This is a genomic window from Bradyrhizobium commune (assembly GCF_015624505.1).
Classification (GTDB): Bacteria; Pseudomonadota; Alphaproteobacteria; order Rhizobiales; family Xanthobacteraceae; genus Bradyrhizobium; species Bradyrhizobium commune.
Genome location: NZ_CP061379.1, coordinates 7,426,084 through 7,446,017 on the forward strand (window position 1 = coordinate 7,426,084; position 19,934 = coordinate 7,446,017).

20 protein-coding genes are annotated in these 19,934 nt (G+C 64.3%); 14 read left to right on the forward strand and 6 right to left on the reverse strand.

Annotated features, from left to right (window positions below; genetic code table 11):
• Positions 1-114: 114 nt before the first annotated feature.
• The 5 genes from IC761_RS34875 to IC761_RS34895 all read left to right on the forward strand — a co-directional run bounded on the left by IC761_RS34875 (position 115) and on the right by IC761_RS34895 (position 4,378).
• Positions 115-813 carry a cytochrome c biogenesis CcdA family protein gene (locus IC761_RS34875; RefSeq protein ID WP_195801128.1) on the forward strand — a complete coding sequence of 233 codons (699 nt, stop codon included), beginning with the start codon at positions 115-117 and terminating at the stop codon, positions 811-813.
• 31 nt (positions 814-844) lie between these two features.
• Positions 845-1,402: a thioredoxin family protein gene (locus IC761_RS34880; RefSeq protein WP_195801129.1), complete on the forward strand. Its 558-nt coding sequence runs from the start codon at positions 845-847 to the stop codon at positions 1,400-1,402.
• Positions 1,403-1,485: 83 nt separating this feature from the next.
• On the forward strand, positions 1,486-2,460 hold the full coding sequence (locus IC761_RS34885) for a hypothetical protein (RefSeq protein ID WP_195801130.1): 975 nt from the start codon (positions 1,486-1,488) through the stop codon (positions 2,458-2,460).
• 197 nt (positions 2,461-2,657) lie between these two features.
• Positions 2,658-3,251, forward strand: a complete 594-nt coding sequence (locus IC761_RS34890) for a L,D-transpeptidase (RefSeq protein WP_195801131.1) — start codon at positions 2,658-2,660, stop codon at positions 3,249-3,251.
• A gap of 89 nt (positions 3,252-3,340) precedes the next feature.
• Positions 3,341-4,378, forward strand: coding sequence for an amino acid ABC transporter substrate-binding protein (locus IC761_RS34895; protein ID WP_195804877.1), 1,038 nt, complete (start codon positions 3,341-3,343; stop codon positions 4,376-4,378).
• A 181-nt stretch (positions 4,379-4,559) separates the two neighbouring features.
• Here IC761_RS34895 and IC761_RS34900 read toward each other — a convergent pair whose 3' ends face one another.
• Together IC761_RS34900 and IC761_RS34905 are read right to left on the reverse strand one after the other, a co-directional pair.
• Entirely contained in the window at positions 4,560-5,699 is a 1,140-nt protein-coding gene (locus tag IC761_RS34900) for an acyl-CoA dehydrogenase family protein (RefSeq protein ID WP_195801132.1), read from the reverse strand.
• Between the two features lie 213 nt (positions 5,700-5,912).
• Entirely contained in the window at positions 5,913-7,112 is a 1,200-nt protein-coding gene (locus IC761_RS34905; RefSeq protein WP_195801133.1) for an acyl-CoA dehydrogenase family protein, read from the reverse strand.
• 137 nt (positions 7,113-7,249) lie between these two features.
• On the opposite strand from IC761_RS34905, the gene IC761_RS34910 reads away from it, so the two are divergent.
• Together IC761_RS34910 and IC761_RS34915 are read left to right on the forward strand one after the other, a co-directional pair.
• The gene (locus tag IC761_RS34910; protein ID WP_195801134.1) at positions 7,250-7,795 is read left to right on the forward strand and encodes a carboxymuconolactone decarboxylase family protein; all 546 of its coding nucleotides are present in this window, start codon (positions 7,250-7,252) and stop codon (positions 7,793-7,795) included.
• A 90-nt stretch (positions 7,796-7,885) separates the two neighbouring features.
• Positions 7,886-8,380, forward strand: coding sequence for a VOC family protein (locus IC761_RS34915; RefSeq protein WP_195801135.1), 495 nt, complete (start codon positions 7,886-7,888; stop codon positions 8,378-8,380).
• A 152-nt stretch (positions 8,381-8,532) separates the two neighbouring features.
• Here IC761_RS34915 and IC761_RS34920 read toward each other — a convergent pair whose 3' ends face one another.
• The 3 genes from IC761_RS34920 to IC761_RS34930 form a co-directional block, all read right to left on the reverse strand.
• A complete protein-coding gene (locus tag IC761_RS34920; RefSeq protein ID WP_195800564.1) occupies positions 8,533-9,816 on the reverse strand; it encodes an IS701 family transposase in 1,284 nt (427 codons plus the stop codon).
• Positions 9,817-9,975: 159 nt separating this feature from the next.
• Positions 9,976-11,202 (reverse strand): MFS transporter, encoded by a 1,227-nt coding sequence (locus IC761_RS34925; protein ID WP_195801136.1) that lies wholly within the window; start codon positions 11,200-11,202, stop codon positions 9,976-9,978.
• Positions 11,203-11,301: 99 nt separating this feature from the next.
• Complete coding sequence (locus IC761_RS34930; protein WP_195801137.1) at positions 11,302-12,549, reverse strand: MFS transporter; 1,248 nt, start codon at positions 12,547-12,549, stop codon at positions 11,302-11,304.
• Positions 12,550-12,737: 188 nt separating this feature from the next.
• On the opposite strand from IC761_RS34930, the gene IC761_RS34935 reads away from it, so the two are divergent.
• The gene (locus IC761_RS34935) at positions 12,738-14,810 is read left to right on the forward strand and encodes a prolyl oligopeptidase family serine peptidase (RefSeq protein WP_195801138.1); all 2,073 of its coding nucleotides are present in this window, start codon (positions 12,738-12,740) and stop codon (positions 14,808-14,810) included.
• 12 nt (positions 14,811-14,822) lie between these two features.
• Here the strand turns inward: IC761_RS34935 and IC761_RS34940 are convergent, their stop codons facing one another.
• A complete protein-coding gene (locus IC761_RS34940; protein WP_195801139.1) occupies positions 14,823-15,494 on the reverse strand; it encodes a DUF938 domain-containing protein in 672 nt (223 codons plus the stop codon).
• Positions 15,495-15,732: 238 nt separating this feature from the next.
• Between IC761_RS34940 and soxX the strand changes: the two genes are divergently transcribed.
• Genes soxX through soxB form a run of 6 tightly spaced genes read left to right on the forward strand, consistent with a single transcriptional unit; the run spans position 15,733 to position 19,926 of the window.
• Complete coding sequence (gene soxX / locus IC761_RS34945; protein WP_195801140.1) at positions 15,733-16,089, forward strand: sulfur oxidation c-type cytochrome SoxX; 357 nt, start codon at positions 15,733-15,735, stop codon at positions 16,087-16,089.
• A gap of 22 nt (positions 16,090-16,111) precedes the next feature.
• Positions 16,112-16,597, forward strand: coding sequence for a thiosulfate oxidation carrier protein SoxY (soxY, locus tag IC761_RS34950; protein ID WP_195801141.1), 486 nt, complete (start codon positions 16,112-16,114; stop codon positions 16,595-16,597).
• Between the two features lie 10 nt (positions 16,598-16,607).
• Complete coding sequence (gene soxZ, locus IC761_RS34955) at positions 16,608-16,919, forward strand: thiosulfate oxidation carrier complex protein SoxZ (RefSeq protein WP_195801142.1); 312 nt, start codon at positions 16,608-16,610, stop codon at positions 16,917-16,919.
• A complete protein-coding gene (soxA, locus tag IC761_RS34960; RefSeq protein WP_195804878.1) occupies positions 16,919-17,782 on the forward strand; it encodes a sulfur oxidation c-type cytochrome SoxA in 864 nt (287 codons plus the stop codon). The genes soxZ and soxA overlap by 1 nt, the downstream gene beginning before the upstream one ends.
• A 32-nt stretch (positions 17,783-17,814) precedes the next feature.
• On the forward strand, positions 17,815-18,120 hold the full coding sequence (locus tag IC761_RS34965) for a hypothetical protein (protein WP_195804879.1): 306 nt from the start codon (positions 17,815-17,817) through the stop codon (positions 18,118-18,120).
• 54 nt (positions 18,121-18,174) lie between these two features.
• The gene (gene soxB, locus IC761_RS34970; protein WP_195801143.1) at positions 18,175-19,926 is read left to right on the forward strand and encodes a thiosulfohydrolase SoxB; all 1,752 of its coding nucleotides are present in this window, start codon (positions 18,175-18,177) and stop codon (positions 19,924-19,926) included.
• The last annotated feature ends 8 nt before the right edge of the window (positions 19,927-19,934 follow it).

Consider the following 19,934-nt stretch of genomic DNA (forward strand, 5'->3'; position numbering starts at 1 on the left):
TTTTGTATTTGGGGGGCGCTCTCGCCGCGCATTTCCGTCACGAACGTGTGACGCCACGTAACGACCTCCGCATCCATTCCGAACTGCCCTCGTGACCCCCATCACGAGTGCCCCATGCTCGAGCTTCTCTTCGCCGTCCTGGCCGGCGTCCTCACCATCGCGGCGCCCTGCACGCTGCCGATGCTGCCGATCCTGCTCGGCGCCTCGATCGGGCGCTCTTCGCAGCTGCGGCCGGCAATGATCGCGCTCGGCTTCGTGATCTCGTTCTCGGCGGCCGCGCTGCTGCTCGGCGCGCTGACAAAACTGTTCGATTTCGACCCGAACGTGCTGCGCGAGGCGGCGGCGATCCTGCTGCTCGGCTTTGGCCTGCTGATGCTGTGGCCGGCGCCGTTCGAATGGCTGTCGATCCGGCTCAATGGCTGGCTCAATCTGGGTGCTGCGAGCGACGTACAGCGCGAGGGCCCGCTCGGCGGTCTCGTGCTCGGCACCACGCTCGGCCTGGTCTGGACGCCCTGCGCCGGCCCCGTGCTCGGCTCGATCCTGACGCTGGTGGCGACGTCGAAGAACCTGGCCTGGGCGAGCGTCCTGCTGGTCGCCTACGCGATCGGCGCCGCGATCCCGATGCTGGCGATCGCCTATGGCGGACAGGCCGCGACCACGCGCGTGCGCAGCCTCGCCCGCATCTCGCCGCGGCTCCAGCAGGGCTTCGGCATCGTTGTGATCGCCTTCGCGGTGGCCGCCTATTTCCAATACGACACGCTGATCGTGGCGTGGCTCACCGGCTTCTACCCCACCGGCCAGATCGGCCTGTGATCACCCAGCATCTCAACCGGAGGACGCTTCCATGACACCCAAACTGCTCGCTGTATCCGCGGCCCTGATCGGCATGGCCGTGACCGGCGCCGTGATTCCCGGCATCTGCGGCGAGGCCGCCGCGCCGGTCAAGGTCGCGGCCGCGACGCAAGGCGCCGCGCCCGATTTCGCCGGCATCAGCAACTGGTTCAACTCGAAGCCGCTGAGCATTGCGGACCTGCGCGGCAAGGTCGTGCTGGTCGACTTCTGGACCTATGGCTGCGTCAACTGCGTCAACACGCTGCCGCATGTCACCCAGCTCTACGCCAAGTACAGGGACAAGGGCCTGGTCGTGGTCGGCGTGCACACGCCGGAATTCCCGTTCGAGCGCTCGGCCTCCAACGTGCAGGCCGCGCTGAAACGCCACGGCATCACCTATCCGGTGGCGCAGGACAATGATTCCAGGACCTGGGACGCCTACCGCAACCAGTATTGGCCGGCGCAATACATCATCGACCAGAACGGCAAGATCGTGTTCCAGCACGAAGGCGAAGGCCGCTACGACGAGATCGACCGCACCGTCGGCCGGCTCTTGAACGCCAGCAGCTGAGCCACACAGGGCGGATTTGCGTTGCTGCTTGACTCCACGGAGCCGTCCGTGGAGTTTCGCGCCAACGCAATCAGCCGCCCGCAATGGACGACGCGACCACCAGCAACGACATTCGCCTTCGCGAAGGCTCCTCGATCGCGCAGCGACTGGTCGTGGCCGGCTCTGCGGGGGCCGTTGCGCTCTGCTTCACGCCGGGCCTGTTCACGCACGACGCGTTGGAAGTGATTATCTCCCTGGCCGCGCTGCTCGCGGGCGCGGCGTTCGTCTGTGCCGTGATGCTTGCGCCGGCGGTGGTGTGGATCATCACGCCGGATGAAATCCTAATCGGACGGCAGCGTCCGTTCGGGAAGCTGCGCACGCGGATCGTCACGAAAGACGACATTACGGGATTGCAGGTTCCCGGCAGCAAGACGGCAAAGACCCGCTTCCAGCTGGCCTTCACGCTGGCTTCGGGCGAGCGCCTGACGTCCCCGCCCCTCTCCGACGTCACGCATGTTCGCGACACCGTGGCCCGGATCGCCGCGCAGTTCGATGTCGCCAATGTCGAGGCACCGGTCAACCCGCTCGATGCCTCCAATCCCGAGATGCATCTTGGCGATCCAGTCGAGGCATTTTCCGCACGCGACATCCGCATCGTTGCGTTGATCATCGTCGCGTTGTGCGTCGTGCCCTACGCCTACAAGCTTTGGCGCGGGCTGTCGCCCGGACCGGTCGACATCCTGCTGCTGCCGCTCGGCGCGATCGCCGCGTTTGCCGTGCATCGATACGCCAACCTCGCGGCCGGCAGCTTCTGGATCGTCCGGCAAGCGGATATCCGCGTCGAACGGCTGTGGGGCGACGGCACGGTGCGCGCCGACCATTTCGAAGGGCGCGAGGTGAAAACGATCACGGTCGAGCGGCGCGGCCGCTCCGAGGACGAGCACTGCATCGTCGTGATCCGATTGCGCTCCGGGCAACGGTTTCGCAGCCCCCGCATCGGCTCGCGGCTTGAAGCGCGCGCCGTGGGCGCCGAGATCGTCCGCCGGCTCGCCATTGCCCCGGAGGCGCGCCAGATCTAGGGCGCCTCAACCCTCAGGCGAGGTTGCGCGCACGGCTTTTTGCGCCATCCCCCGTTCAAGGCATTGCCGGGCGCCGTCAAAAAACCAAAGCATTCTCGTGACATACCAGCCGGACGCGCCATCAACTTGCCATGAAGCTGCCCCTGAGTTCAGATGGTTCCTGACGATTTGCGCTGTGGCAGCGGGGAGAGCTTGAAATGACGGATTTTCGTCGCCTGACCGGGGCGTTTGTGGCTGCGATCGGGCTGATCCTGTCCGCGCCGCACGCCTTCGCCCAGCAGCCCGATCGCGGCGACGAGCCTGGTCTGGTCGCCGATGACAGCTACGAGCTCGATCCGGAATGGCAGAAGCAGGTCGTGTACTACCGCACGACTGAAGCGCCGGGCACCATCATCATCTCGACCACAGAACGGCATCTCTATCTGGTGCAGCCCGGCGGGCGCGCGATCCGCTACGGCATCGGCGTCGGGCGCGACGGCTTTCAGTGGCAGGGACTGGTGAACATCACCAACAAGAAGGAATGGCCGGATTGGACGCCGCCGCCGGAGATGATCCAGCGCCAGCCTTATCTGCCGCGCTTCATGGCCGGCGGTCCCGGCAACCCGCTCGGCGCGCGCGCCATGTATCTCGGCACCACGGTCTACCGCATCCACGGCACCAACCGGCCCGACACGATCGGCACCAAGGTCTCTTCCGGCTGCTTCCGTCTCGTCAACAATGACGTCGCCGATCTCTACGATCGCGTCCCGGTCGGGACCAAGGTCGTCATTCGGCAGAAGCCGGAGCTCTAAGCTTATTGTCCGAGCATGATCTTCCGGATCATGCTCCCCGCCCTCGTCCAGCTTCCTTTTCTTCCCGATTTTTTCGAGAGAGTAACATGATGCGCACATTTCGAGGCGGCCTGCTGATCGGGCTCGCGGTCGCCGTGCTGGTCGCCGCCTTGGCCATCACTTACGAGTTCTACGACACCCGCACGCTGAAGCGCACCGTGCGCCGCGGCGAGGTGCTCTGCGGCGTCAACAAGGGCCTGCCGGGCTTTTCGATCCCCGACGACAAGGGCAACTGGAGCGGTTTCGACGTCGATTTCTGCCGCGCTGTGGCGGCCGCGATCTTCGACGACCCGAGCAAGGCGCGCTTCGTGCCGCTCGACGCCAGCGAACGCTTCAAGGAATTGCAGAGCCGCAAGGTCGACATCCTCTCGCGCAACTCGACCTGGAGCATGTCGCGTGAGCTCGACTACGACCTCTATTTCCCTGCTGTCGCCTATTACGACGGCGAAGGCTTCATGGTGCCGCGCTCCCGCAACAAGGAGACGTCGCTGGACCTCGCCGACAGCAAGGTCTGCGTGCAGTCCGGCACCACCACGCTGCTCAACCTCGCCGACTACTTCCGTGCCAACAACATGAAGTATGAGCTGGTGAAGTTCGACAAGCTGGAAGACGTGGTGAAGGCTTACGACACCGGCAAGTGCGACACGCTGACCGCCGACGTCTCCCAGCTCTATGCGCTGCGGCTGAACATGTCGAAGCCCGGCGATCACATGATCCTGCCCGACGTGATCTCCAAGGAGCCGCTCGCCCCGGTCGTGCGCCAGCGCGACGACGACTGGATGATGATCGTGAAGTGGACGCTCTACGCCATGATCAACGCCGAAGAGCTCGGCGTCACCTCGGAGAACATCGACGAGGCGCTGAAATCGAAGAAGCCGGAAGTGATGCGGCTGGTCGGCACCGAAGGCAATTACGGCGAGCAGCTCGGCCTGACCAAGGACTGGGCCGTGCGCATCATCCGCCGCGTCGGCAATTACGGCGAGATGTACGAGCGCAATATCGGCGAGAAGTCGCAGCTGAAGATCCCGCGCGGCATGAACCAGCTGTGGAATGCGGGCGGCGTGCAGTACGCGCCGCCGATGCGGTAGGACGCTGTGTCGTCCCGGCGAAGGCCGGGACCCATACCGCGTGATCTATCGATAGGCGCAGGTGACGGTACCGCGGGAAGACCGTTCAACTCCAAGTCTTCGTCAAACTGCTCCCTGGGGCTATGGGTCCCGGCCTTCGCCGGGACGACACCTGATATTGAGGCGCCACTCTGCCCGCCTCTCAATACCCCCGCGCCTTCGCGAGCTGCGCGGTGTGGTAGTTCGCATCACCAAACAGCTCCTCGCACACCCGTGCGCGCTTCATGAAGAAGCCGATGTCGAACTGGTCGGTCATGCCCATGCCGCCATGCATCTGCACGCCCTCCTGCACCGCGCGGGTGGCGGTGGTGCCGGCGCGCGCTTTTGCCACTGCGACGGCCGAGGTGGCCTTGGCGACGTCGGCGTCCAGCGCCTGGAGCGCCTTCATGGTGGCGGCCCGGGTGATCTCGATGTCGACATAGAGCTCGGCGGCACGGTGCTGAAGCGCCTGGAATTCGCCGATCAGCTTGCCGAACTGCTTTCTGTTCTTGAGATACTCGACGGTGCGGTTGAAGACCTCTTCGCTTAGGCCGACCATCTCTGAGGCGACCGCGCCGCGGCCAATGTCGAGCACGCCGTCAAGCAGCGTAGCCCCCTGATCAACCTCGCCAAGCACATTGTCGGCATTGACCTCGACATTGGCAAGCTCGATCCGCGCAGCATTGTGCGCGTCGACCATGATGGTGCGCTCGATCGCAACGCCCTTCGCCTTGGGATTGACCAGGAACAGCGTCAGCCCGTCGCGCTCGCCGGCGGAGCCCGCGGTACGCGCGGCGACGATGAAGAGATCGGCGACATGGCCGTCAACGACAAGCGCCTTGGCGCCGGAAAGCTTGAAGCCGTTGCCGGCGCGCACGGCCTGGAGGCTGATCTGGAGCGGGCGGTGCTTTGCGCCCTCGTCGATCGCGAGTGTCGCAAGCAGCGAGCCGTTGGAGATTTTTGGCAAATATTCCGACTTCTGCGCGGCATTGCCGCCGCGGTTCAGGGCCGAGGCCGCGATTACGCTGGTGGCGAGGAACGGCGACGGCATCAAGGTGCGGCCGATCTCCTCCATCACCACGCCGGCCTCCATGAAGCCGAGACCGCTGCCGCCGAATTCTTCCGGCACCAGCAGGCCGGCAAAACCCATCTCGGCGAAGGAGTGCCAAAACTCCTTGGAGAAGCCGGTGGGATCCTTGGCGTCGCGCAAGGATCGCAGGTGCGACACCGGCGCCTTGTCGCTGATCAGCCCGCGCGCTGAGTCGCGGAGCATCGATTGTTCTTCGGTGAGGACGAGGGCCATGTGCTTGTTTCCGATTCGAAATCTATTTTGTCTGCGTCATTCCAGGATGCGCCGCTAAACTCGGGCTTGCCCGAGTTTAGCATTTTGGTTGCCAAGTCGGCAGCAGCCGACTTGGGTGGGCGCAGGCCCGGAATCCATAATCCCGATTCGTGGTTATGGATTCCGGGCTCGCGACTTCGTCGCGCCCCGGAATGACAGGCGGTGGAGTACGCTTCACGCCCCCGGCAAATCCAGGATGCGCTTGGCGACAATGCCGAGCATCACCTCGCTGGTGCCGCCCTCGATCGAGTTGGCCTTGGTGCGCAGCCAGGCGCGCGGACGCGCACCCTGCCTGGAGCGTTCGCTCTCCCATTCCAGCGCGTCGACACCGCCGGCCGACATCAGGATCTCGTAGCGGCGCTTGTTGAGCTCGGTGCCGTAATATTTCATCGCTGACGAGAACGCCGGATGTGCCTGCCCGGCCTTGGCGAGATCGACGGCACGCTCGGCGCAGGCCGCAAGCGCGGCCTCGTCGACATCAAAGGTCGCGATCTGGCCGCGCAGCATCGCATCGTCGAGCTTGCCTTGCGCATCGGTGCCGACCGAATCGGCCGCGATCTGGCCGAGCGGACGGCCGACGCCGCGCTCGCCCATGCCTGATATCATCGCGCGCTCGTGCTGGAGCAGATATTTCGCGACGTCCCAGCCGCGGTTGACGGTGCCGACCACGTGCGATTTCGGCACGCGGACCCCGTCGAAGAAAGTCTCGCAGAACGGCGAATAGCCGGAGATCAGCAGGATCGGCTTGGTGGTCACGCCCTTCGAGGTCATGTCGAACAGGATGAAGCTGATGCCGTCGTGCTTCTTCGCTGTGGGATCGGTGCGGACCAGGCAGAAGATCCAGTCGGCATAATTGGCATAAGACGTCCAGATCTTCGATCCCGTGATGACGAAATCGTTGCCGTCGCTCTCGGCGCGGGTCTGGAGCGAGGCGAGGTCGGAGCCGGCGTTCGGCTCGGAATAGCCCTGGCACCAGCGGATCAGGCCCGCCGCGATTTTTGGCAGATGCTCCTTCTTCTGCGCTTCGTTGCCGTACTTGAGAAGCGCCGGCCCGAGCATCCAGATGCCGAAGCTCGACAGCGGCGGGCGCGCGCCCATCTTGGCCATCTCGCTCCGCAGCACCTTGTGCTCGGCGGCGCTGAGGCCCCCGCCGCCATACTCCTTCGGCCAGTCCGGCACGGTCCAGCCCTTGTCGCGCATGCGCTCGAACCAGATGCGCTGCGGTTCGGACGCGAACTTTGCGTTACGTCCGCCCCAGAACACGTCGGTATCCGAGGTCGCGGGCTTGCGCATTTCCGGCGGGCAGTTGGCCTCGAGCCAGGCGCGCGTTTCGCTGCGGAATTGTTCGAGATCGGCGTTTTCGGATTCGCTCATGGTCGTTTCCATCAATCACAATCGACTTGTTGGGCGCGACTCTGGGCCATCGCACTGCGGAATTCAACCACTTCCGTGCCGCGCATTCCGGTATAGTCGCCGTCACGACGGTGCTTGAAAACAAAGAGGAAACGAGAATGCGCCTGAAACTTCTTTCGCCTGGCGAAATGAGCGAGAGCCAGCGGCAGACCTATGATGAGTCGATTGCCGGCAAACGCGGCAAGCCGCCGGCGCCGATGATGGCCTGGCTCAACAGCCCCGACATGGCGCGGCACGCGACGCGGCTCGGCGAAGTGCTGCGCTACGACACGATCTTCCCGGCAAAGCTCTCGGAGATCGCGATCCTGGTGACGGCGCGGCACTGGACCGCGCACTACGAATGGTATGCGCACAAGCGTCTCGCGCTTGCAGGCGGCATGAAGCCGGAAATCATCGACGCGATCCGCGACCGCCGTACGCCGGACTTCGACGATCCCGTGGCTAAGATGATCTACGATCTCTCGAAGTCGCTGCATGAGGGCCATGGCGTCGAGAAAGGCCTCTACGATGAAGCAGCAAAACTGCTCGGCGAACGCGGCGTGGTCGAGGTGATCGGGCTGTGCGGCTACTACACGATGGTGTCGATGACGCTGAACGCATTTGAATTCGAGCTGCCGGAGGGCGAGGTGCCGGAGCTTTCGTAGTTGCTTGTCCGGAAACGCTGGGTTTCGGGAGAGGGCCGTAGCGCTGTCCCGAAGCCGGGCCTATCTGGAGTTCACAAACGGAGCACCATCATGTCGCAGAGCCCTGCCGTCGCCGCCGGCACCCGGATCGGCCACGTCCATCTCAAGGTCGCCGATCTCGATCGCGCGCTCGGCTTCTATTGTGGCGTGCTCGGCTTCGAGCTGATGCAGCGCATGGGCTCCGGCGCGGCCTTTATTTCGGCCGGCGGCTATCATCACCACATCGGGCTCAACACCTGGGAAAGCAAGGGCGGCTCGCCGCCGCCGCCGGGCACGACCGGGCTGTTTCACACCGCGATCCTCTATCCGACCCGCCCGGCGCTGGCGGATGCGCTGCACCGGGTGCTGACGGCGGGCATTGTGCTCGACGGTGCCAGCGACCACGGCGTCAGCGAGGCATTGTATCTGCGCGATCCGGACCAGAACGGCGTGGAGCTGTACTGGGACAAGCCGCGGGAGCAATGGCCGTTCGGGGCGGATGGCAAGCTTGCGATGGTGACGAAGCGGCTGGATGTGGAGGGGTTGTTGAAGCAGCGGGAGGCGTGACGCCGTAGGGTGGGTTAGTCTTACTGCGTCATGGTCGTCGCCGTCCATTTGACGCTGCGCTGGTGCCACAGCACGGACATCGCGGCAGGGTTTTGATGAGCGCGCGGATCAACCGGGCGCGCATGGTTGCGATCGAGTTCGGGATGTGGCGTTCAGGCCGCGTGGGCGGAGCCTCTGGGTCGATAATCGTCGGGTAAGCGAGGTAGCGGGACTGGCGCGGCGGAACGAGGTCCTGAGGGGGGAATCGTCGCCTGCTCGGCGATCAGGAAGCCGTAGGCTGCGATGCACAGAGTTGCGTGGTGATGGAAGCCACGCCAGCCGCGTCCCTCGTAGTGACTGAGCCCGACCTCTTGCTTGAGTTCTTGATAGTCGCGCTCGATGCGCCAGCGAAGCTTGGCGAGATCGACGAGCCGCTCGAAGCTGATGGTCTCCGGCAGCGTTGAGAGCCAGTATTTGGTAGGCTCTGCTTCCCCCTCGGGCCATTCGATCAGCAGCCATTCCGGCGACAGCTTCTCGGGGATCAGTTTGTTGTACCCGACACGGACGCGCACACGTGCAAAGCGCGAGGACAGCCGGTCGGCCGAGCCTTCCCGCCACGTCACCGTACGCCAGGCCTGCTTCGGCAGAGCAAGCGTCACTTCCTTGGCCGAGACAAGATCGGGCTCGTCGCGTCGGCCGGTATTGTTCAGCGGCTTGTCCTTGCGCCGTGGGCGAGTGCCGGGTCGCCACATCAATGTATTAGGCAAAATGCCGGCTACATAGAGCACGCCCAAGGCTGTCATTCCCGCGCGTAGCCGCGAGTCATTGCCATAGGCCGTGTCCATCAATCCGACACCGCGCGGCAGGCCGGCCTCGCAAGCCCAACGTATCTGCTCCAGCGCGATCTCTGGTTTGGTCCTAAACTTGATCTCCTTCGGAACGCCCGCCTTCTTCCGGCGCGCGCGATCCTTCGCCCAAGTCTCCGGCAAATACAGCCGATAAGTCGCTGGAAGACTGGCGGCATGGTTGGCGATCGACAGAGACACCGCCACCTGGCAGTTGGCCTGCTTGCCGAGCTGACCGCAATATTGGTGGTGGACGCCGACCGAATGCTTGCCCTGCTTGGGGAATGACGTGTCGTCGATGATCCACGCCTCGATCGGCCCGCTCTTCTCGATCGCGGGCAGCGCCATCTCGCGGACCTTGGCAAGCACGTCCGCGTCCGACCAGGTCGCGTTACCGACAAAATGCAACAGTGATTGGTGCTGGGCTGCCGTCCGCGCCGGGGCCGTGCGCGCCGCCATCGGCTCGACGCTCTTGCGTTCACCCGGCAGCATCAAGCCGGTGCAATAGTCACGCAGTGGTCTCATCCGCACGGCCTGACCGATCACACTTCCAAGCCCCGCCACATACGCCGTAAACCGTGCCTCGCTGCCTTCACCCTGATTGAGATCCATCTGGCCCCCCGTGTGCCAAACATTGAATCTCTTCAAATATTTGATTCTACGCCCCCGCGGGCGCGACCGAATGACTCAGTAAGGTTAGCCGAAGGCGTAACCCACCATGCTTCCGCACACGCGGGACGAGGTTGGTGGGTTACGCTTCGCTAACCCACCCTACGAAGATTTCCTTCCCCGCACCATGATCAGCGCAGCCGCCGCTACCTCCAGCGCGATGCAGAGATAGAACGGCAGCTCATAGCCGCCGGAGAGATCGCGCAGCAAGCCGACCACGCCCGGACCAAAAGCATACGTCACCTGGTTGATCGCGGTGTTGAGGCTGATCAGCACGCCGAACGAGGCGGAGTCGAATTCCCGTTGCACGATCAGCGACGGCAGGGTGATGAGGTTACCGACCGAGAAGCCGAATACCGCGCAAGCTGCGATCAGCACGTAGTCATTGTGCAGATTGATGACCACGCACAGCGCCGCCGCTTGGCTCAGGAACGACAGCGCGGAGGCGAGCCGCTGGTTGAGGCGGTCGATCACCATCGAGAACAGCACCCGGCCGATCACCGCCATCGCGGTCAGCACCGCGACCGCGATGGCCGCGCGCTCGCGGCCGATCACGGGATCGAGGAACGAGATCAGGTGCACGATGAAGCCGACCTGGGCGAACAGCACCAGCGCGAAGGCAATCGTCACCGTGAGGAAGCCGACGTTGCGCAGCGCCCAGCTGCGGATCTGCGTCGAGGATTGCGGTTTTGCTTTCGCCGCGCCGTGCCAGCCATGAAGATCCGGCGGCCGGCCGACGACAAGCAGGATCACCGGCACGAGCAGCACCAGCATGGCGCCTGATGTCGCGAACATCGCGTTTCCGAAGCCGATATGGCTGATCATCAGGATGAGCAGCGGCACGCCGACGATGCCGCCGAAGCTGGCGCCATTCAGCGCCAGGCTGATCGCCATGCCCCGCTTGTGGTCGAACCACAGGCTGATGGTGTTGGTGATCATGGCCAGACTGGTGCCGGCCCAGCCGAAGGCGAGCACGGCATCGGCCAGATAGAGCTGCCAGGGCTCGCGCACCGCGCCGATCGCTATGGCCGCAGCCGCCATCGCCAGCGTGCCGGCGATCAGGCAGAGGCGCGGGCCGTATTTTCCGACGGCCTCACCGACGAAGACGACGAGCAGCGCTCCGAACAGATAGAAGAACGTGGTGCCGGACGAGATCAGCGAGGTTGGCCAGCCGCGCGCACGCTGGAGCTCGGCGACATAGACGCTCTGTCCGTAGAAGCCGAGGCCCCAGCCGAAGGTGGCGAGCAGGAAGCAGACCGCGACGATGCGCCAGCCTTCATAGCGAAGGGAGGATTCGTCGATTGCTGGCGTTTGAGGATTATCAAGCATGGCGTTTGCTCCGTCATGCCGCGTCATCTAGTCAATCGCCTCACAAAATCACTTCGACCTGGATCGAAGTATCAACGTTGCTGACAGCCTCCTGCCAACTCAAATCGCGTCCGGGAACTCGCCCATCGCCGACTCGAGCCGCGCCCTGCGACGGCGGGCCCAGGAGACCAGCGAGAGCACGGCAAGACCCAGCGCGACCGGCGGGAACACCACCATGTTCACGGCGGACCAACCGTAATTGGCGAGCAATTGCCCCGACGAGAATGAGCCGATCGCCATCATGCCGAACACGCAGAAATCGTTGAAGGCCTGCACCTTGTTGCGTTCCTGCGGGCGGTGCGTCTCCAGCACCAGCGCGGAGGCGCCGATGAAGGAGAAATTCCAGCCCACACCGAGCACGATCAGCGTCGCCCAGAAGTGCATCGCAGTGATGCCGGAGAGGCCGATCGTGGCAGCGCCCGCCTCGAGCAAGAGGCCGGCGGCGACTATTCTGGGCGCGCCGAAGCGCGCGATCAGCGCCCCGGTGAAGAAGCTCGGTCCGTACATCGCGACGATGTGCCATTGAATGCCGAAATTGGAATCGCTGAGGCTGAGACCGCAGAGCTTCATGGCGAGCGGCGCCGAGGTCATCACCAGATTCATCATGGGATAGGAGATGACACCGCACAGCGCGGCTGCGATGAAGCGCGGCTGGCTGACGATCTGAAGCAGCGGGCGGCCGCCATGGAGATCGCCCGCGGCCGGCTTCGGCATGTCGACGCCGGCGACGATGCCCATCGCGACCAGCGCGACGGCGGCCTGCACCAGGAAGCTGAAGGCGAACAGATAAGGCGACCAGACGTTCATGGTCCATTGCACGAGCTGCGGGCCGAGCACGCCGGCGAACACGCCGCCCGCCATCACCCACGACACCGCCTTGGGCCGGTACGCGGCGCTGGCGCCGTCGGCGGCTGCAAAGCGATAGGATTGCGCCACCGAGCCGTAGAGGCCACCGAGGAAAGTCGCGAGACAAAACAGCGCGAACGAGGCGTGCAGGATCGCGAACGAGCCGGTGAGACCGGTGAGTGCGCCGAGGCCCGTGCCGATGACGAACGCGGCGCGGCGGCCGAAGCGGCGCGAGATCGCGCCGGTCGGCAGCGTGCCGGCGGCGAGTCCCACCACATACATCGAGATCGGCACGGTCGCGAACGACATGTCGGGCGCGAGCGTGGCGCCGACGATCGCGCCGGTGGCAAAGATCACCGCCGAGTTGGCGCCGGTCAGTGCCTGCGCCGCCGCCAGGCGCACCACATTTGCACGCACGCGCGCATCGTCGGCGATCTCATTGGCTGAAGTCACGTCTAGCATCGGCATTTCCGCCCGAACGGGCCTTGTTGATTCCCGGCACTATGGAGAGACGAGGGGGGTCGGGCAACCGCCGCAAACGGGCGCGGGCTATGCCGCTGACGCAATCGGGTCGATGATAACGCACCGCGCTCTTGACGGCTTGCGTTCGATCAAATCCTATCGCCCCGCGATTTTTGGGAGTTTCGATCATGTCCGTCGATGACAGGCCTACGCTCGACAAGCCCGACGACGATCCCTGGCTCTGGCTGGAGGAGATCGAAGGGACGCGTGCGCTCGACTTCGTTGAGCGACAGAACCGGCTGACGCTGGACAAATTCGCCCGCGCAGAGTTCGAACGCGATCGCGACGCGCTCGCGGCGATCTACGACCGATCGGACAACATCCCCTATGTCGGCCGCAGCGACGGCCTGCTCTACAATCTCTGGAAGGACGCGACGAACCCGCGCGGCCTGTGGCGGCGAACCACCATGGCGGAATTTCGCAAGCCTGAGACGTCCTGGGAGACGCTGCTCGACATCGACAAGCTCGCCGCCGACGAAGGCGAAGACTGGCTTCTGAACTGGTCGAGCTCGTTGCCGGGCGCCGCGCCGCAGACGATCCTGAGCCTGTCGCGCGGCGGCAGCGATGCCGTCACCTTGCGCGAGTTCGACCTCGACACCAAGGGCTTCGTTGCCGGCGGCTTCACGCTGCCGGAAGCCAAGGGCGGCGTCGATTGGGTCGATGCCGACACTGTGCTGTTGTCGAGCGCCTACGGCACGGACATGGCGACGACCTCCGGCTATGCGCGGACGGTGCGGTTGTGGCGGCGCGGCGAACCGATCGAGAGCACGCGCGTGGTGTTCGAGACGACGCCCGATCGCATGAGCGCCTCTTGCGATGTCGACCGCACCGGCGCGACGCCACGGTTCTGGTTCATCGACCGGCTCGACTTCTTCAATTTCGACCTCTGGCTCGGCACCGAGACCGGCGCGACCGTCAGGCTCGACCTTCCCTCCGACATCTGGCTGCAAGCTCACCGTGACTGGTTCGCAATCAAGCTGCGCTCGGCGTGGACCGTTGGCGGCGTAACTTACGCCGCGGACAGCATGCTCGGCATTTCGCTGTCGGCGTTCCTGGCGGGCGATCGCAACTTCACCGTCGTCTTTGCGCCCGGCGCACGCCGCGCGCTCCAGGGATTTTCCTGGGCCGACGGCAAGCTGCTGCTGTCGATCCTCGACGAGTTGCGGCCGGTGTTCGAGATCTGTACGCCGTCTGCCACCGGCTGGAGCCGCGAGACGCTCCGCGGCCTTCCTGGAATCGGCGTGGTCGACGTCTGGCGCTTCGATCATCATGAATCCGAGAGCAATGGCGATTTGCTCGCCAATGTGCAGGATCCGCTGACGCCGCCTTCGCTCTTATTGATCGAACGCGGCGTCGAAAGCCCGACTGTGCTGAAACAGGCACCGAAGACGTTCAACGCCGATGGCCTCGTGGTGACCCAGCACGAAGCGATCTCGATCGACGGCGAGCGCATTCCCTATGTACAGGCGGGCCCTGCCGGTGAGGCCGGCGATGCGCCTGTCTATATGACGGCCTATGGCGGCTTCGGGGTTTCGATCCGCCCCATCTACAATTCGTCACTGGGAAAACTCTGGATGGAGCGCGGCGGCACCATCGTGCACGCCAATCTGCGCGGCGGTGGCGAGTTCGGCACGCGCTGGCACGATGCGGGACGATACGCCGGCAAGCGGCTCTCGCATGACGATTTCGCGGCGGTGGCCGCCGATCTCGTGCGCCGCGGCGTCACGCAGCCGAAACGCATCGCGGCGCAAGGCGGATCGAACGGCGGCATCCTCATCACCAACATGCTGGTGCGCTACCCCGAACGGTTCGGCGCGCTGTTCTGCACGATTCCCTTGATCGACATGCGCCGCTACACAAAGCTGCTCGCGGGCGCGAGCTGGATCGCTGAATATGGCGACCCCGACAAACCTGATGAATGGGAGTGGCTGAAGACCTACTCCGCCTATCACAACGCAAGGCCCGGCCAGCCCTATCCGCCGATCCTGATCGCCACGACACGCCGCGACGACCGCGTCCATCCCGGCCATGCGCGCAAGATGGCGGCAAAGCTCCAGGCCATGGGCTACGAGGCCTGGTTCTACGAGCCGGAAGCCGGCGGCCACGGCTACGGCAAGGACAACAGGGAGCGCGCCGGCTTCCAGGTGCTGGGGTTTGAGTTTTTGAAGGACAAGATCGGATGGCGGGACGAAGAGGCGTGACGGCCCCGCCTCCTACAATCGCGCAAACACCAGCGTCAGATTGTTCGCGGGCATGTCGACGGCATCGACGAGACGAAGGCCCACCGCCCGCGCCAGTGCCTCGACGTCGCCGACATCGCGCACGCCCCATTCCGGATTGCCTTCGCGCAACGAGGTGTCGAACACGGCGTTGCTGAGCGCGGTGTGCTTGCCGTCGCGCTTGAACGGGCCGTAGAGAAACAGCTTGCCGTCGGGGCGCAGATAACGGCCGGCGCCGGCGAACAGGCCCTCGGCCACGACCCAGGGCGCAATGTGGATGACATTGGCGCAGAAGATGGCCGCAAGGTCCGTCGGCGTCCCGCCCTTCATCTCCGGACACCAATCAGGATCGGCGAGATCAACCCGTAGAGGCGCGCGAATGTTCAAGAGGCCTGAATGCACGCGCCAGGCCTCGATGCTCTTCAGGTGACGCTGGTTGAGGTCGCTCGGCCACCAGACGAGGTTTGGCGTATGGCGGGCGAAATGGACCACGTGCTGGCCGGTTCCGCTGCCGACCTCGACCACATCCCCCGCGAGCCCAGCGAGATGCCGTTCGATCGCCGCCCAGAGCGGCTCGTGATTGCGATGAAACGCCGGCGCGTCGAGACGGCCGTCAGGCTCGACCCTCCCGCCGTCCCTGCCAAATTCGACGACATATTCAGCCAATTGAAGTCCCCGGAAAATGAAAAAGCAGACGAAGACGCGATCCAGGCCAAACGCCCCGGAAAAATTGACTGGCCCCAATCCAGCTCTACGAACGAACTAGCTCTTCAGTTGCAATGCAGAAGATATTAACGCCATTTTGCAGCCTGCATAGTCTTGATTGTCAGGGCATGTCCTTTGTGCTTTGGAGCACTATATTTCTGCGCACGAGACCTTCGATATAACGCTCCGGAACGACGCCTTGACCGCCTTTCGCCGCAAGCCCGCCCTGCTCCTGGCGCTGGCCGCCCTCATTGGCTTCGCCGCGAGCCCGGCGCAGGCGCAATCCGCCGTGGCCGAGGGCCAAAAGCTCGCCTTCGATCGCGGCAAGGGCAATTGCCTGACCTGCCACGTCATCAAGGGCGGTGATCTGCCGGGTACGATCGGGCCGGAGTTGAAGAATCTCAAGGCGAAATACCCCGATCGCAACGAGCTGGTCGCGATCCTGTTCGACGAGACCAAGCGCAATCCGCAGACCATGATGCCGCCGTTCGGCCGCAACCGGCTTTTGACCGACCAGGAGATCAGCGCGATCGTCGATTTCCTGCAAACGCTGTAACGGTGGGCCAAGGAGATTTGAGATGACCACGCACACCGGCCCTCACCCGACCCGCCGCCTGATCCTCCAGGGCGCGACTTGCGTCGCGCTGATCGGCCTCGGCAGTCTGCCATTCGCGCCGGCGCGCGCCGCGGCCAACGACAAATATCCGGACGAGGCGTTCAAGCTAAAGAACGAAGCGGATGCGATCAAGGCGCTCTATGGCCGGACCGCCGAACCGTCCGACAAGATCAAGCTCGATGCGCCCGAGATCGCCGAGAATGGCGGCGTGGTGCCGATCTCGGTCGCGACGACGCTCGACAAGGTCACCTCGATCTCGTTCTTCGTCGCCGAGAACCCAAACGCGCTGGCGGCGTCCTACAAGTTTCCCGACGGCACGATCCCCGCTGTCGCCAATCGCCTGAAGATGGCGAAGACCAGCAACGTGACCGCAATCGTGGAAGCCGACGGCAAGCTCTACAGCGCGACCAAGGAAGTGAAGGTCACTGTCGGCGGCTGCGGCGGCTAGGGGAATCACCATGGCATCCAGCATTCGCGTACGCGCAACATCCAACGGCGACCTCACCGAGGTGCAGACGCTGATCCAGCACCCCATGGACACCGGCCTGGTCAAGGACGCCAAAGGCGAGTTGATCCCTGCACACTACATTCAGGAACTGAGGTTCGCCTGGAACGGCAAGGACGTGTTCGTCGCCAATTGGGGCACCGCGGTCTCCAAGGACCCCTACGTCAAGTTCAGCTTCAAGGGCGCCCAGAAGGGCGACGAGCTCAAGATCTCCTGGACCGACAACAAGGGTGCGTCCGACGAGACCACCGCGAAGATCGCATGATGACGGCCCGAACCTACCTCCTGCTTGGCTCGTTAAGTGCCGCGCTCGTTGCGCTCGCGCTTGCGTCGCCGCGCGTGAGCGCCGCCGACAAGACCGATCCCGCGGCTGACGCCAAGGCGTTCCAGAATTTCTTCTTCCAGAAATTTCCGAACGTGAAGCACGATGATTTCGTCAACGGTCCTTATTCCATGAACGAGGACATGAAGCGGCAGTGGCAGGAGAAGGAAGAGTTTCCGCCTTACGAATTCGCGCTCGACGCCGGCAAGGAGATGTTCGCGACGCCGTTCAGGAACGGCAAGACCTATGCCGACTGCTTTCCGAACGGCGGCATCGGCATTCGCCAGAACTATCCTTATTTCGATACCAAGGAAGGCAAGGTCGTCACGCTGGAGCTCGCGCTCAACCGCTGCCGCGAGGCCAATGGCGAGGCGCCCTATTCCTACGTCAAGGACGAGATGGCCTCGCTGACGGCGTACATGGCGTTCACCTCGCGCGGCAAGCCTTTTGACATCAGGATTCCCGATGATCCGCGCGCGCTCGAAGCGTTCGAGAACGGCAAGCGCTATTTCTACACCCGCCGCGGCCAGATGAATTTCTCCTGCGCGAGCTGCCATGTGCAGAGCCCGGGCGAGCGCATCCGCGCCGAGATTTTGGCGCCGGCGCTCGGCATTCTGAACGCGATGCCGATCTACCGCTCCGAATGGAGCGGCATGGGCACGATCAGCCGCCGCTTCATCACCTGCAACAGCCAGACCCGCGCGGTTCCGCTGGAGCCGCAGGCGGACGAATACCGCGACGTCGAATATTTCCTCTCCTACGTCGCCAACGGCCTGCCGATTTCCGGCCCGGGAGCGCGGCCATGAGCACGACCATGAGCACGGCCATGAGCACGGCCATGAAGCGGTCACTTCCCCTCGCCATGCTGCTGGCCTTGAGCCTCGCGCCGGCGGCGCGCGCGGCGACGGAAGCAGACTACAAGGCCGCCTATGCTGCTGCGGAGGCTGCTTCCAGGGAGGCAGCCGGCATGCGCAATCAATGGACCACGACCGTCACGACCTTGGCGGCCGCCAAGAACGCCGCCGATGGCGGCAATTTCGACCAAGCCGTGGCCGCGGCAAAAGAGGCCGAGGCGCTGGCAAAGGCGTCGATTGTCCAAGCGACGTCTGAAAAAGAAGCCTGGAAGGCGATGGAAATCCGCTAGAATACAAGCAGTGGAACCGTCGAGCTGCCGTTGAGAGGCGCGGAGAAATTTGAGATGGCGATCCGCCGCCGCGATTTCCTGAAGAGCACAGCTGCCGCCGCCGCGTCGCTCGGCCTGCCGCGGCTCGCACGCGCGGCCGAGACCGCGAGCGTTTACGACATCGAGCGGTTCGGCAATGCGCGGATTCTGCATCTCACCGACACGCACGCGCAGCTCAATCCGGTCTATTTCCGCGAGCCGAGCGTCAATATCGGCATCGGCGAGATGGAGGGTCGGCCGCCGCATCTTGTGGGCCGCGCCTTCCTGGAGCGGTTCGGCATCCGGCCTGACAGTGCCGATGCCTATGCCTTCACCTGCTTCGAGTTCGAGAAGTCCGCAGGCCGCTTCGGCAAGCTCGGCGGCTTCGCGCATTTGAAGACGCTGATCGACCGGCTTCGCGGTGATGTCGGCGACAAGCATTCGCTGCTGGTCGACGGCGGCGATCTCTGGCAGGGCACGGGCCTTGCCACCCTCATGCAGGGCCGCGACATGGTCGAGGTCGCCAATCTGCTCGGCATCGAGGCGATGACCGGGCATTGGGAATTCACCTATGGCGAGCAGGTGCTGCGCGACAATCTCGAGCGCTTCAAGGGTGAATTCCTGGCGCAGAACGTCTTCCTGACCGAGGAGGCCGCGTTCAACGACGCCCCCGCCTTCGACAAGGCGACGGGGCGCGTCTTCAAGCCGTCGACGATCAGGGAGCTCGGCGGTTATCGAGTCGCGATCATCGGCCAGGCTTTTCCCTATGTGCCGATCGCGCATCCGAAGCGGTTCACGCCCGACTGGACTTTCGGCATCCGCGAGGAGGAATTGCAGAAACATGTCGACGCTCTGCGCGGCACCGACAAGGTCGAGGCGGTCATCCTGCTCTCGCACAACGGGATGGATGTCGACCTCAAGCTCGCAAGCCGCGTCACCGGCATCGACGTCATCCTCGGCGGCCATACCCATGACGCGGTGCCGCAGCCGATTGCGGTGAAGAACGCGAGCGGCACCACGCTCGTCACCAATGCCGGCTCCAACGGAAAATTTCTGGCCGTGCTCGACCTCGCGCTCGACAAGGGCAAGGTCAGCGACGTCAAATATCATCTGCTGCCGGTCTATTCCGAATTGCTGAAGCCCGATCCGGCGATGGCCGAGCTGATCGGCCGGCTGCGTGCGCCGCATGTGACGGACTGGTCAGAGAAGATCGCAACGCCCGACCGCCTGCTCTATCGCCGCGGTAATTTCTCCGGCCCCGTCGACGAGCTGATCTGCACGGCACTGCGCACCGAGCTCGACGCCGAGATCGCGCTCTCGCCGGGCTTTCGCTGGGGCCTCACCGCGCTGTCCGGCCAGCCGCTGACCATGGAGGACGTGCTCGCGGAAACCGCGATCACCTATCCCGAGACCTATGTGCAGGAGATCACCGGCGCAGAGATCAAGGACGTGCTCGAGGACATCTGCGACAATCTCTTCAACCCCGATCCCTATTACCAGCAGGGCGGTGACATGGTGCGGGCCGGCGGTCTCAGCTACACCTGCACGCCGACCGGCGCGATCGGCAGCCGCATCTCCGAGCTGAAGCTCGCCAATGGCAAGGCGATCAGTGCGAGCCACCGCTACAAGGTCGCGGGCTGGGCCTCCGTCAACGGCCAGCAGGGCGCGCCGGTGTGGGATGTCGTCGGCAAATATCTGCGCTCGGGCCGGATGATGCCGGAGCGGCTCGGCGCCGGCGTGACGTTGAAGGGCGTCGACAACAATCCGGGAATTTCAGGACAGGGATGACGCGCTTG